The organism is Desulfofundulus salinus, from assembly GCF_003627965.1.
Classification (GTDB): domain Bacteria; phylum Bacillota; class Desulfotomaculia; order Desulfotomaculales; family Desulfovirgulaceae; genus Desulfofundulus; species Desulfofundulus salinus.
On record NZ_RBWE01000001.1, the window covers coordinates 149,629 to 162,107 of the forward strand.

The 12,479-nt window shown below is 55.1% G+C and carries 11 protein-coding genes; 5 read left to right on the top strand and 6 right to left on the bottom strand.

Annotation, left to right across the window (positions count from 1 at the left end):
- Positions 1 to 97 precede the first annotated feature (97 nt).
- Positions 98 to 1,465, bottom strand: coding sequence for an anti-sigma factor family protein (locus D7024_RS00785; RefSeq protein ID WP_165859216.1), 1,368 nt, complete (start codon positions 1,463 to 1,465; stop codon positions 98 to 100).
- 22 nt (positions 1,466 to 1,487) lie between these two features.
- On the bottom strand, positions 1,488 to 2,144 hold the full coding sequence (locus D7024_RS00790) for a sigma-70 family RNA polymerase sigma factor (RefSeq protein WP_121450118.1): 657 nt from the start codon (positions 2,142 to 2,144) through the stop codon (positions 1,488 to 1,490).
- 426 nt (positions 2,145 to 2,570) lie between these two features.
- Here D7024_RS00790 and D7024_RS00795 point away from each other — a divergent pair, with 426 nt between their 5' ends.
- Together D7024_RS00795 and D7024_RS00800 are read left to right on the top strand one after the other, a co-directional pair.
- Positions 2,571 to 5,963 (top strand): S8 family serine peptidase, encoded by a 3,393-nt coding sequence (locus tag D7024_RS00795; RefSeq protein ID WP_121450119.1) that lies wholly within the window; start codon positions 2,571 to 2,573, stop codon positions 5,961 to 5,963.
- Positions 5,964 to 6,116: 153 nt separating this feature from the next.
- Positions 6,117 to 6,740: an NERD domain-containing protein gene (locus D7024_RS00800; protein ID WP_121450120.1), complete on the top strand. Its 624-nt coding sequence runs from the start codon at positions 6,117 to 6,119 to the stop codon at positions 6,738 to 6,740.
- Here the strand turns inward: D7024_RS00800 and D7024_RS00805 are convergent.
- The 3 genes from D7024_RS00805 to D7024_RS14635 all read right to left on the bottom strand — a co-directional run bounded on the left by D7024_RS00805 (position 6,658) and on the right by D7024_RS14635 (position 7,944).
- Positions 6,658 to 7,143 carry a Uma2 family endonuclease gene (locus D7024_RS00805; RefSeq protein WP_243113639.1) on the bottom strand — a complete coding sequence of 162 codons (486 nt, stop codon included), beginning with the start codon at positions 7,141 to 7,143 and terminating at the stop codon, positions 6,658 to 6,660. The genes D7024_RS00800 and D7024_RS00805 overlap by 83 nt on opposite strands.
- A gap of 192 nt (positions 7,144 to 7,335) precedes the next feature.
- Positions 7,336 to 7,602, bottom strand: coding sequence for an AbrB/MazE/SpoVT family DNA-binding domain-containing protein (locus tag D7024_RS00810; RefSeq protein ID WP_242655842.1), 267 nt, complete (start codon positions 7,600 to 7,602; stop codon positions 7,336 to 7,338).
- A gap of 174 nt (positions 7,603 to 7,776) precedes the next feature.
- Complete coding sequence (locus D7024_RS14635) at positions 7,777 to 7,944, bottom strand: hypothetical protein (protein ID WP_165859217.1); 168 nt, start codon at positions 7,942 to 7,944, stop codon at positions 7,777 to 7,779.
- Between the two features lie 215 nt (positions 7,945 to 8,159).
- Here D7024_RS14635 and D7024_RS14885 point away from each other — a divergent pair, with 215 nt between their 5' ends.
- Positions 8,160 to 8,327 (top strand): hypothetical protein, encoded by a 168-nt coding sequence (locus D7024_RS14885; protein ID WP_166344736.1) that lies wholly within the window; start codon positions 8,160 to 8,162, stop codon positions 8,325 to 8,327.
- A 51-nt stretch (positions 8,328 to 8,378) separates the two neighbouring features.
- Positions 8,379 to 10,562 carry a copper amine oxidase N-terminal domain-containing protein gene (locus D7024_RS00815; protein ID WP_121450122.1) on the top strand — a complete coding sequence of 728 codons (2,184 nt, stop codon included), beginning with the start codon at positions 8,379 to 8,381 and terminating at the stop codon, positions 10,560 to 10,562.
- Positions 10,563 to 10,873: 311 nt separating this feature from the next.
- Here the strand turns inward: D7024_RS00815 and D7024_RS00820 are convergent, their stop codons facing one another.
- On the bottom strand, positions 10,874 to 11,260 hold the full coding sequence (locus D7024_RS00820; protein ID WP_243113640.1) for a DUF4351 domain-containing protein: 387 nt from the start codon (positions 11,258 to 11,260) through the stop codon (positions 10,874 to 10,876).
- Between the two features lie 294 nt (positions 11,261 to 11,554).
- On the opposite strand from D7024_RS00820, the gene D7024_RS00825 reads away from it, so the two are divergent.
- Positions 11,555 to 12,034 carry a nucleotidyltransferase domain-containing protein gene (locus tag D7024_RS00825; protein WP_121450124.1) on the top strand — a complete coding sequence of 160 codons (480 nt, stop codon included), beginning with the start codon at positions 11,555 to 11,557 and terminating at the stop codon, positions 12,032 to 12,034.
- The last annotated feature ends 445 nt before the right edge of the window (positions 12,035 to 12,479 follow it).

A 12,479-nucleotide genomic window follows, 5' to 3' on the forward strand; every position in this document is an offset into this window, starting at 1 on the left:
AAAGATTTCCTTACATATGTTTTAAACTTCTCCAGCTTTGAAAGTCAATAAAAAACCGGGTTCAACATTAAGCTGAACCCGGTTTAAAATTCAATGACTACTCCTGCAGCCACACCACCACTACCTGCTGGCCGGCTTCCTGGTCCCACGCGGCCAGCTGCTGTTCCAGGGACTTGATCTGTTGATCCAGGGCGTCCGCTTCGGCCCCGTCAGTGGTCTGGTTGCGTTTGGCTATGAGGGCCTGGTAGCGGTCCAGGGTGGAGGCGAACTGCTGGGAAATGTCCTGGCTCTGCTGCTGCCGGTCCATCACCCGCCCCAGGCCGGAGGCCGTGGCGGTGAAGGACGTGGCCCGCTCCACCGGAACCACAAAGCGCAGGATTTCCACCGTATGCCCATCCACCCGCTGCCGGCCGAAGCTCTGGTAGCTGCTACCTCCCGCTGCGGCCAGCAGTGTCTTTTTCGCCGCCTGCAGGTCGGCCACCTGCACCTTTAACAGCGTACTTTCAATGGTGCGGGTCTGGTTCAGGAATACACGCGGTTCAATGGCAACACCGCTGCCAGCCTTGCTGCTTACAGATTGTCCGGTGTTTGCCGCGATGGCGACGCCCTGTTTGTTGTCACTTTGCCGGGGCTGTTCAGGCCGGCTCTTTTGTCCTTCCCCGTTTGCAGCCCGGCCGGGAGCAGCCGGCACATGGAAACGATTGTCATCATTGTTTGTCTTATCGACCCTGTCACGGGGCCCGGCGGGCGCGTTTTCCCGTTCACCGGGGGTTTGGGTTTCCCGGGGTTCGTTGTTTGAATTTGCCGGCACATCCCCGCCCGGCTTATCCGTCTTTACTATTGCATTACCGCTGCCCGGGGTCTGTTCACTTTGCCCGGAGTTATCCACCACCACGGGTAAACCGTTCAACCCCGCCGGAGGCCACCAGTAACGGGCGGCAAAGCTGGCGGAACCCGCCAGCAATATGACCGCGGCGGCCGCTGCCGCCACTCCTTTGCGCCAGGTGCCGGAAAGCCCCTGCCACCACCTTCCGGGCGTCCATATCCGCGCGGTATGGCCTTTTTTTCGTCCAAAATCGCCCGCCTGGGCGGCAGGAAAAACCTTCGCCCCGGGCAGTCCACCGGCGGCTGCCGGTTCTGCTGCTTTATGCACATGACGGGCAGGCACTTCCGGCCCGGCAGAGGCTTCGCTCGCGCTATAAGCCTCCTGGGCAGATAAGGACTCCTTCAGCCGGGACATTACCTGTGCGCTAAACCCTTCCGGCGGCGCCACCGCTCTGGACATGCCCCTTAACGCCAGGGTTATGGCCTGCCAGTCTGCCAGTTCCCCGGCACAGGCGGGACACTCCCGCAGGTGTTCCTGGAGCCGGCGGGCCTCTTCTTTTGCCAGTTCCCCGTCCAGCCAGGGGTAAAAAAGTTGTCTCGCTTCCCGGCATTTCATGGTGTTCACCTTCTTGTCGCGCATCCACATGCCCCGGAAAGGCAACTCACCTGGTCCGGCCTGCGCCGGCACCTTCTTTTAAGACTACCGCCCGCCCGTGCTTGCTTTTCCCGCCCGGTAACGCCATTCCCGCTTCTTCCGCCAGGGCGGATACTCTTTTCTTCAGGGCGTCCCGCGCCCGGTTCAGCCGGGATTTTACCGTACCCAGGGAAAGATCAAGCATCCGGGCAATTTCATCATAGCTGTAGCCTTCCACTTCACGCAGGATGAGCACGGCCCGCTGTTCGGCGGACAGCTCCTTCAAGGCCCGGCCCACCAGGCCCCGGAATTCCTTTTCCTCCAGCTCCTCCTCCGGGTTGCCGGCAGCGGCCGCCACCTCCCGGGGAACTTCTCCGTCACCGGTATGTACCGGTTCGTCCAGTGAAATGAGGTTCACATTGCCGCGCCGCCGTTTCATGTTCAGCCAGAGGTTGACGGCAATGCGGTGCAACCAGGTGCCGAAATCCGCCTCAAAACGGAAGCTGCCAAGGGAGCGGTACGCCCGGATAAAAACTTCCTGGGCCAGATCCTGGGCATCGGCATGGTTGCCTGTTAACTGGTAGCTCAAGCTGTATACCCTTTGCTGGTACATCTGTACCAGCTGCTCAAAAGCCACCAGATCCTGTTCCTGGGAACGCTGTATGAGGTGTTTGATGGCATCCAAGGGGAAGCCACTCCTAAAAGATGCCCCAAACCTCGTCTTACCTGTTAGACACCTTTTTACGGCCAAAAGTTCCGGCCGGCAGCGGCTTGGGGCAAAAAATTTTGTATCTATACTAAATACGCGCTGGCACGCACAATTTTGGAGGTAATTCCCCACCATTTACTCCCTGAATTTCGTGCAGGAAAACTACCTCCAAACAGGGCGCCTTACGGTTCCATTTCATATATAATACTATAGTACCATGTTTCCCCTGACCGGGCAATTAGTTAACTATGAAAACAATAAAATTGATTAACTATAAAAAGAGCCGCTTTTTGCCCCCGATTACCGCGTATCATTAAAAATATCCGGATTGGTGACGGAGGAAAATCATAGAAACAGTCGAAATATATCTGTGGAAACAACGTTGGAGAAAGGAGACGCATCATGGTGAACTCTCGCAAGGCCATTGCCACCATTTTGACCGCCGTGCTGCTGCTGGCGGCTGTGGCCGGACCGGCGTCCGCGCGCCCTCTGCCCTTGCTGCCCGGTGCGAAGGGCGGGAAGGAGGCGGCGCCGGCGCCCTATGTGCCCGGTGAGGTGATCGTCAAGTTCAAGCCGGGGGTTAAGACGGCAGAAGCCAAAAGCCGGCTGTTTAGCGCCCACCGGGGTCTGGGCCTGGCGGAAAAGAAAGCCCTGCCAAATGGGGTTTCACTTTTTAAAACAAATGAGGACGTACAAGAGGCTATAGAGGCCCTGAAAAAAGACCCCCAGGTGGAATATGTGCAGCCGAACTACATCTACCGCGTTTGTGAGGTAAACGTAAACGACCCTCTCTACAACTTGCAATGGGGCCTGGTGGATGAAGTCTATGGCACAAAGGCTCCCCGGGTATGGAATGATGCTGCAGGAGAGGGTATCATTGTGGCCGTTATTGACACCGGGGTTGACTATAACCATCCTGATTTAAAGGATAACATCTGGCGCAATACCGGGGAAAAGGCTGATAACGGCACGGACGACGACGGCAACGGTTACGTTGATGATACGGCAGGATATGATTTCATTGGCAGTGACTTTCTCAATTCCCGGCCGGATAACGATCCCATGGACGAACTGGGCCACGGCACCCATGTGGCCGGGATCATCGCCGCCGTTGCCGGCAATGGAAAGGGTGTTGTTGGAGTAGCTCCGGGTGTAAAGATTATGGCCCTCAAGGCGGCGGATCGTAACGGCGTTTTCACCACGGAGGCCATTGTGGCGGCTATCGATTATGCCGCAAAAAATGGGGCAAATGTGGTGAACATGAGCTTTGAGACCCCGCAATTTGACCAGTCCATGTACAATGCCGTCAAAAATCACCCGGACATACTTTTTGTTGCTGCTGCCGGAAACGAAGGGCAGGATAATGATACCAGCCCGCATTATCCCGCCGGCTTCTCTATGGATAACGTGATAGACGGCGTTACATATCCGGCCCTGCCCAACATCATCAGCGTGGCGGCACTGGGAAACCCAGCAGGTTCCAATAGGGGAGGTCTTGCTTACTTCTCGAACTACGGGTTGAAGTCCGTAGCTTTAGCCGCGCCGGGAGAGGGTATCTTGAGCACCGTGCCCACCTTTGGTGACGCTGGAGTGGCCCTGGCGGTTTACGACGCTATCTATGGGGGCAGGGCGGTGCTGTGGGGTTTCGGCGCGGAGGCACTGAGTACAGCCGGTGCGGTTTATGACAGTGTGGTGCGGGCTGTATACAACTTCCTGGGCATAACCCCTGAGGAAACAATGGACAGGCCCCTGCTGGTGGTGGACGACGACCAGTCGGGAGAAGAAATAAATACGCCATACTGGTCTTTAACTCTGCCCGATGTAAGCAACTTATATCTTAACGCCCTCTCCACGGCAGGCTACGTTTACACAACCTGCCAGTTAGCTTATGGAAAAGATTGTCCGCCGGTGGATGCGGCGGTCTATGCTGGTGTGCTCTGGTTTACCGGCCTGGCGCCGGGGAGCGCCTGGCACTGGGATGGGAGCTCTGGATTTGTTGTTGACAGCCCGAACCTGACGGTGAGCGACCAGGTTTACCTGGCCAACTACCTGGAAAACGGGGGCAGGCTTTTCTTAAGCGGGTGGGCTGCAGTTGCCGGCGCAGGGGATTTTGTGAAGGATTATCTCCATGCTCAGATGACCGGTCAATCGTACAACCTGCTGGCAGCCGACGGCCTGGAGGAACCGTACCAGGGAGTTTCTTATGAATTTACGGCTCCCGCATACTTTTCACTTTTCCTGACGGCTTCACCTGCCGCGAAAATTGCTTTACTTCCCCGGCCTTACGCTTCCTGGGACGGCACCTCCATGGCCGCGCCTTTTGTATCCGGCGGGGCGGCGCTGGCCCTTTCGCGGGCCCGGACCCTGGGGGTTGAACTTACTCCCGGCCAGTTAATCAGTATATTGAAACAAAGTGTTACTTCCCTGGACAGCCTGAATACCAGGGTGGCTTCTGGCGGCACGCTGAACCTGGAGCAGGCTCTGGACCACGTCAACGCCCTGCAAAAGACCGGCAGCACTGGTGGCACTGGCGGCAGCGGCGGCGGAAGCAGTGGCGGTAGCGTCGGTGGAGGAGGTGGCGGCGGTGCTCCGGCCCCGCAGCCCAAAGTCGAACCTTCCCCGGGAACCGCTGAACTAAAGGCCACGGGTGAAGCACAAAAGGCGGAAGTTTTAAACGGCCTGGTGGCCATAGATGTTCCCGCCGGTGCTTTGCCCAAAGATGCCAGTCTGACCGTTGCGGTGGCCGCGGAAACTCCGGCCGGTGCCCCTGCCGGAGCTATAGCGGCAAGCCCTGTACTGAGCTTCCAAACTTCTACTCCCCTGGCCAGACCGGTGAAGGTCGGCATCAAATACGATGCATCCAGGCTGGGAAGCCTGGACCCGCGGACGCTTCAGGTTTTCCGGCAGAACGACGACGGAACCTGGGCGGCGGTGGGCGGCAGGCTTAACCGGGAAAAGGGCACCGTGGTGGTGGAACTGAGCCACTTCTCCAGCTATGCCCTCTTTGCTCTCAAAAAGACCTTTAATGACGCTGGCGCCCACTGGGCGCAGAAGGACATCGAGCTCATGGCCGCCCGGGGGATAATTGGCGGCTATGAGGACGGCACTTTCCGGCCCGGGAAACCGGTGAGCCGGGCCGAGCTGGCCGCGCTGCTGGTGAAACTCCTGGGCCTCTCCGAAGTGCGTCCGCAGGCCCCCACCTTTGCCGACGTTAAACCGTCTGCCTGGTACTACGGGGCGGTGAAAGCGGCGGCCCGGGCCGGGCTGCTTGCGGGTGACGGGCGCAACTTCCGGCCGGACGCCACCCTCACCCGGCAGGAAATGGCCGCCGTAGCGGTGCGCCTGTCCGGGTTGTCCGGCAGTGCTCCTGCGGCAAACTTTGCCGATGAGAAAGAAATAGCCCCCTGGGCGCGGCAGGCGGTGGCCGCCGCTTATGCCCGCGGTCTGATGCGGGGCGTGGACGACCGGTTGTTTGCACCCGGGTCCATGGTAACCAGAGCGCAGTGTGCAACGCTTCTGGCCCGCCTGGGCGACCGGCTGGGACTCTTCGAGGAAGCCGTCACCCTGGAAGGAAGGCTCGTGATGAGCACCGTCGAGCGGCCGCACTACGAGCTGCTCGTGGGAGACAGGAACTACGTGTTGATTGCAGACCGTTCGGACCAGGCCCTCTCCCTGTGGCTCGATGCCCACCTGGGCCGGAATATACGGGTGAAGGGTTACCTCGTCCCGGGACCCAACATCTACATGCGCGGACCGATCCTGCGGGTGATCAACGCCGAATCAACCGAACAGTAAAGAAAAGGGGCGGGTTTTCCGCCCCCAAAAATTTCTATATTGCTGTGTTCCGGTGGTTGTGGCAGGTGTTCTCTCATGATAAGATTAAATTATGACAGGTGCGGGCAACTTTAATTTAATGGAGGCACCCCCCCTTGAAAGGATGTGTTGCCTTTGAGCACGGTGGCCAAAAAGCTCAGCGCGCTGGAAAAGGCCATGATGGAGCTGGCTTACGAGTCAAGGCTGACGGAGATCAAGTTAAAGCAGCTGGCCGAGGGCATGGAAGAATTTAAAGCGGAGATGAAGGCCTTCAAGGACGAGATGAAGGCTTTCAAAGACGAGATGAAGGCTTTCAAGGACGAGATAAACAAAAAATGGGGTGAACTGGCCCGTAAAATGGGTACTCTCATCGAAGATATTTTTGTGCCTTCTATAGACCTGGCCATAGAGAAATACTTCCATGTGGTCGTAAAAGACGTGATGCCCTGCCGGAAGATACGCCGGGATGGCCGGACCTTTGAGGTAGATATCCTGGCCCTGGCCGGGGACCTGGCCTTTGTGGTAGAGGTGAAGGCCTCGCCCAACCGGGTGGAGTACGTACACGACTTTATGGAAAAGCTCTCCCAGCTGCCCGGGTTTATCCCGGAAGTAAGGGACAAAAAAATTGTGCCCATTTATGCTGCCCTGGACATGGCCGGAAGCACGGTGGACCTGCTCACCAAAAACGGCATTTACGCCATGGTGGTCCGGGGGGACATTCTGGAGATAGTGAACTTCGGCGCGCTGGGGCCTGTGTAGTAAAAAAGGGCCGCCCGGGAGTGGGCGGCCTGCGGCAATTTCTTCCCCGTGGGCGGCAAAACCCTTCCACCACCAGATCCGGCGCGCCTTTCAGGCAATTTTCAGTGAGCAGGTCAAAGCGCTCCCGGGAAAGGTAGAGGACGTCCGGCTGCAGAACCAGGTTGTCGGCCAGCACCACATCGAAAGGTGCAAATAATACCAGCCCCATGTTGTGCTTATCCACGTAAGCCCGTAAAAGCCCGCCGACGCCGGCCGCTATGTGCTGGTGCAAAAAACCGGGAGAAGGTGTCAAAATCAGTTCCCCCTCGATCAATTCGTACTGCCGCCCGTCGTCGATTTGCAGGTAATCGCCGTAAGTCAGTGTACCCCGGAGGGAAGATTCCCTGGGTGCTGTCCCGGTCACAGAAATCACTCCCCGCCTCTCTATTCCCTTTGCCATTCTTCAATCCAGACGGCCACTTCCCGGGTTTCCGCCAGGAGGAAATCGTCAACCACGAGAACATGATCTTCTCGAATGACTTCCAGCAAGCGTCGCTCCGGCCCAGAAAAACCATGCCGGAGATGAGCACGTTGGTATCAAGCATTACTCGCACAGTTAATCTCCCGCCGGATAAAGTTTCTTGATCAGTTGTTCCCGCACGGCCTCGACCTCCCGCTCCAGATCTTCTCTGGTATATCCTTTCTGGCGGGCTTCGGCTTCCAGCTCCTCCAGAAGGCTATCCAGGGGAGACACAGGTTCCAAAACCACTCTGCCCCTATCAGCATACACCCGCAGTTTGGTTTTGGGCGTGAGACCCAGGGCATCGCGGATGGGTTTGGGAATTGTCACCTGACCTTTAGGAGTTGGAGATACGAACTCCACATGCATCTCTCCTTTGGTGGTTTTCTTACTATAGTCTAGCATGAATTCATACGGTAAACAATAGGAAAGAAGGGTGCGCAACCCGGATCGCGGTTGCGGATACCATCAAGACCACCAGTAATATCCTGATAACCTCTTCGTGTATCATTTCCACAGCCTGTGGGGTTATCCACTTCATCTGGAAGCCAGCTCCTCCAGAGCCGGCCTGTACTGCTCAATGATCTCCCTGGCCAGTTCCAGATCCTGCCTGACAACAAGCTTTTCGACAAGCACATCCAGCACCTGCTTCAGCTCACCGGGCGGGAGTTTGAGTAAATCATCTACAGGGACTTCACGGGTCATGAAAACCACACCCGGCTCTGGTTATACATCAAACAGAGTGTTGCTGCGACGAACTTTAAAAACATATCCCTTGACGCAGACCATTTGGCAATCGATGTTTGCATTGTGCCGGCGGCCATCAAAAAATTTTTTTCTTCCGGGTGGAACTTTTTCGCCCTTCCGGTTGTCTAACTAACCAGGTAACCGAGGAAAGCCCGTCCAGTCCAGGAGGAATTATGGCGGGCGATGTAGAATATACCTTCCTCGGTGACTCGCTGGTTAATGAGGGTGCCCACTGCACCCGGAGGAACAAAGCGGCAGCACCAATCGCAGCCCGGATGATCCAGGAGACAGGAAAAACGGCAAAGGGGGGATGGGCGGCAGGAAGAGCCCTTGCCAGGTAAGACGTGGAAAGAAATCAACAAGAAACACTTTCTAAAGGAGGTTAAAACTGGATGCGTAAGTCCAGGAAACTGATTGCCATCCTGGCCACCCTGGCCATGCTGGCGACCCTGCTGGTGCCGATGGTTGGACCGGCGGCGGCGAAGAGTCTTAACAGCGTGGACCGGGTGATAGGGGTAAGTGATACGTTCTCTGGCAAGCTAGGTAATACCGTAACCATTAAAGAAGACAGCGATTTTAAAACTGATTTTAAAGACGGTGACACGTTCAGAGTGAGCCTGCCAAGCCCCATGAAGTGGCTTGTGGGGTCGGGAAATACGACAGTTAAGGTTGTTTATGCTACCACTGAGACCCCAATAACTCCTCTGAAAGTCAGTGATCAGACACTTGAAATTGTTCTCCCTGGCGGAAGTACGAGTAATGCCGAGGTTGATTCAATCATTATCGAGCCGGCTATTGATGTCAACGGCGGTACTGGTGACATCACCTTGACGATTGATCCGCGTGATTCGGCGGTAACTGGTGGTACGCTGGTAATCGGTCGCGTCAGCGGGGACAAGGCCGCCGTTGTGGCCGAGAGTGTGGAAACAATCGGCGAGTCGGGCACGGGCGGCATTATCAGGATCGACGAAGCTGCGGTGGGCGCGCTTGGTACTTCTGAGAACTTGACACTCAAGTTGCCTGCCAACTTCGAGTGGGATGGAATAACCTCCAGCCATATTACTCTGGGTGGTGGTTTCGCAGGAGGTGTCGTAGGTACTCCTAGCGTAGACGGAAGGACCTTAACCGTTTCAATAACTCTTCCGGCATCCCGGACACAGCGTGGCACCATCTACGTGACACCCAAAATCAAGGCCCTGAGCGGTGCAGCCTATGGCGACGTGACGGTGACGGTTTCCAGCGAGGACATTTCCTCGACTGACGTTGTAGTGGCGAAATACGCTGAATGGGGCGTAACCGTCAAGGTCAAGGAAGTTAAGGAGCTCCTGGCCGGTAAGTTTGACGACCAGACGACCGAAAAGATTACCATCGAGGAAACAGTACCAAATTCTTTGATCACCGGCCGCAAACTGAGAGTTGAGTTGCCCGACTGGGTGAAGATTATTGGGATCGATGGTTGGAGCGTTAGCGGTGGCAACCTGAACATTTCGGCGCCCACCGTGGATGGCAAAGACAGCGATTTCGACGTTACAATTTCCCGTAATGCTGGTGATGTCAGTACTACCGGCAAGATTGAGTTCAAGCTTAAACTGAGCATCGAGGGCAATAAGTCGGGCGACATCGAAGCCTCTATCTCCAGCGCTGGGGCGGCAAATACCAAACTTGTGATCGCTAAAGCTGTAGTACCCGTGAGCGCAGAGGCCGAAGTGGCGGACGTGAAGATTGGTGTGCAGAACCAGTCCGCACCAGACCTGGTAATCACCGAGGCCAAGAAGGGCGCAATTGAGCAGAAGGTTGAAAAGAATATAAGCGGTGCAACGCGCAGTGGCGATGGTGAGATAACCATTACTCTGCCCGCGGGTGTAAAGTTTGCCGCGACTCCGAAGGTCGAAGTAACATCGGGAGACCTGGAGCTCAAGGCAGACCAGGCCCGGTTGACGGACAACGATGCAGTGTTCAGGATTCCAGTAAAGTCCGAGAGCACCAAGCCCAGCACCATTAGGGTTTATGGCATCAAGCTGACGCTAGACCGGACTGTCCCCGAAGGGGATCTAATGGTTAAGGTTGGCGGCTTGGCAGTAGTGGAGAACACCCGTGCTAACGGTGATGATGCGAATGCAATTGAAGCTGGCGAATTTGATACTGGCACTGCAGTTAAAGTGAAGCTGGCGAACTGCATTACCCCTGCTCCCGGTGAGCAGAAGTCTACCGTGGTGTTCAAAGTCAGCGACACCAAGTTCACCGTGAACGGCGTGGAGCAGACCATGGATGTGGCCCCGTACATCAAGAACGGCCGGACCTACGTCCCCGTGCGGTACTCCGCCCAGGCCGTGGGTGTGGCTGCTGACAACATCCTCTACAGCGGCGGCAAGGTGACCCTGATTAAGGGCGACAAGGTCGTCCAGTTCACCATCGGCAGCAACGTCATGCTGATCAACGGCGTGGCTATCAACATGGACGTTAAAGCCGAGATCACCAACGGCCGGACCATGCTGCCCTTCCGCTACGTCGCCCAGGCCCTGGGTGCCCAGGTCAACTGGGATCCCACCGAGCAGACCGTCACGATGACCCTGTAAGCTTCTAAAACAAACCGGGCTGGAACCCATGATGATTCCGGCCCGGTTTTTCTTTTGCTAATTTTTATTTGTCGGCTACAACCATTCGAAGCTCTGAACCACGATTATTCCCTTTTCCTTCGCCCTTTCCATAACCCAGTGGGTACTGAAAACGGCAGGGATGGCGGTGGTCGGCTTGAACACGTTAAGGGAGAGCCGCGGCGGTAAGATGCAGCGGGCACGGCGAAAAGCGGGTGCAGGGGAGGGACCGGGTACGTGTAAAGGGCGCCGACCGGGGAGGGTACGGGATAATTACGGGATGAAGGTGACGGTTAGAGGTACTCCTCCAGGTCGGAGAGAGTGTTTATTTCAAAGATGTTATCCAGAATCAGCCCCAGGGCGTATTCATCCAGGGACTTGATTTTATCCACATAGGGGCGCGGTATTTTCTTGAACTTTTTATGCAAAAGCTTCAAAACACTCTCCCTGAGGGTTTCCTGCCGGCCTTTTTCCATACCCTTCTCCATGCCTTTTTCAAAAATTCTCCTGTAGCCGGCCGACTCTTCGATGTTCAGCATCTTTTCCACCTCCCGGAAGATTTGTTCAATGACCGGTTTATCAAAGACAAGTCCAGCGAAAATTTCCGCCCTGAGCAGGGATTGGCGCTTCTCCTCGATGTTTAACGGGGCGTGGACAATGGTCTCCACGCACTCTCTCAAAAACTCTTCTTTTTTCCGGTCGATGAGCAGTAACTATTGTGGCGGTGTGGTTATCCCGGTGGTCTATTCCCTGTTGGCGGTCTAAGAAAAGTGCTTAAAAAGTATGTCAGAGCAGGGGTTGCAGGGACCTGTTCGCACGAACTTCAATAAAGGAGTGTGTTAAAACCACCAGGGCTTCGTTCCCATGGAATGGTGTGAAAATCATGGTCTTCAAGGACCACCGCGATTATATTGCTCCTGCTGACAGGATATGGTATAATCTTGTAATAAATTAACCAGAGGGGTGCATTTTTCTTGAATTTAAGTAAAGTTGAGAAGGAAGTATTGCGCCAGTTCGTTGCTTACCTTAATGATATTTACCCGAAGCAAATTCGATCAGTAATCCTTTACGGTTCAAAAGCCCGGGGCGATGCCCGGCCGGATTCGGACATAGACATTCTCCTTTTAGTCAATGACCGTCATAAAATTGATCGTGACAAGATATACGATTTCATTGTCGATGCAGATCTGGAACACGGTATAGATATTTCGCTAAATATTTACAATGCTGAAGAATTTAACCGGATGGTAACCTGGCAGGCACCTTTCGCTGCCAATGTGGTCCGGGACAGTAAGATTCTTAAAAGCGCCAGGGATCTCCGCGAGGCCGGTGATTATGACGATTTTTACCTCGTAACCAAAGAGGAAGCTCAATTGGCAATAGATAACGCAGAAAAATTTATTAAGGGCGTTAAAGAATTTCTTGATGCTTATTACGGACCGAAAAATTTGTGAAGTGAACCTCCGAAACAAGCGCTGGAAATAAATATGGCGAGAAGGAACAAAAAAGGCAAAGGTCAACCTCATTGAAAATAATTGATAAGGTAGTGTGAGAGGAGGGGACTAGCCGCCCCCTCCTACTCGATGTGCACCCGGCATGGGCGTTAACTTGGTGGTAAAAATCTACTGCAGGCGAGGCAGTACGGGTTTGCTGGCCAAAGGCAAGGGTGTCCATCGCTAGAGGTACTCCTCCAGGTCGGAGTGAGTGTTTATTTCAAAGATGTTATCCAGAATCAGCCCCAGGGCATATTCATCGAGGGACTTGATTTTATCCACATAAGGGCGGGGTATTTTCTTGAACTTTTGTGAAAATCATGGTCCCCGAGGACGAAAAAACCTTGACTGCACCTGTTTGCCAGGGGTATACTGGTGGTGAAAATTAGTTAAACAGTTTAACAAT

Excerpts from the sequence above, each read along its gene's own strand:
- D7024_RS00785 (WP_165859216.1), bottom strand. The coding sequence starts at position 1,465 with ATGCGCGACAAGAAGGTGAACACCATGAAATGCCGGGAAGCGAGACAA.
- D7024_RS14635 (WP_165859217.1), bottom strand. The coding sequence starts at position 7,944 with ATGACCCGTGAAGTCCCTGTAGATGATTTACTCAAACTCCCGCCCGGT.
- D7024_RS00795 (WP_121450119.1), top strand. The coding sequence starts at position 2,571 with ATGGTGAACTCTCGCAAGGCCATTGCCACCATTTTGACCGCCGTGCTG.
- D7024_RS14885 (WP_166344736.1), top strand. The coding sequence starts at position 8,160 with ATGGCGGGCGATGTAGAATATACCTTCCTCGGTGACTCGCTGGTTAAT.
- D7024_RS00815 (WP_121450122.1), top strand. The coding sequence starts at position 8,379 with ATGCGTAAGTCCAGGAAACTGATTGCCATCCTGGCCACCCTGGCCATG.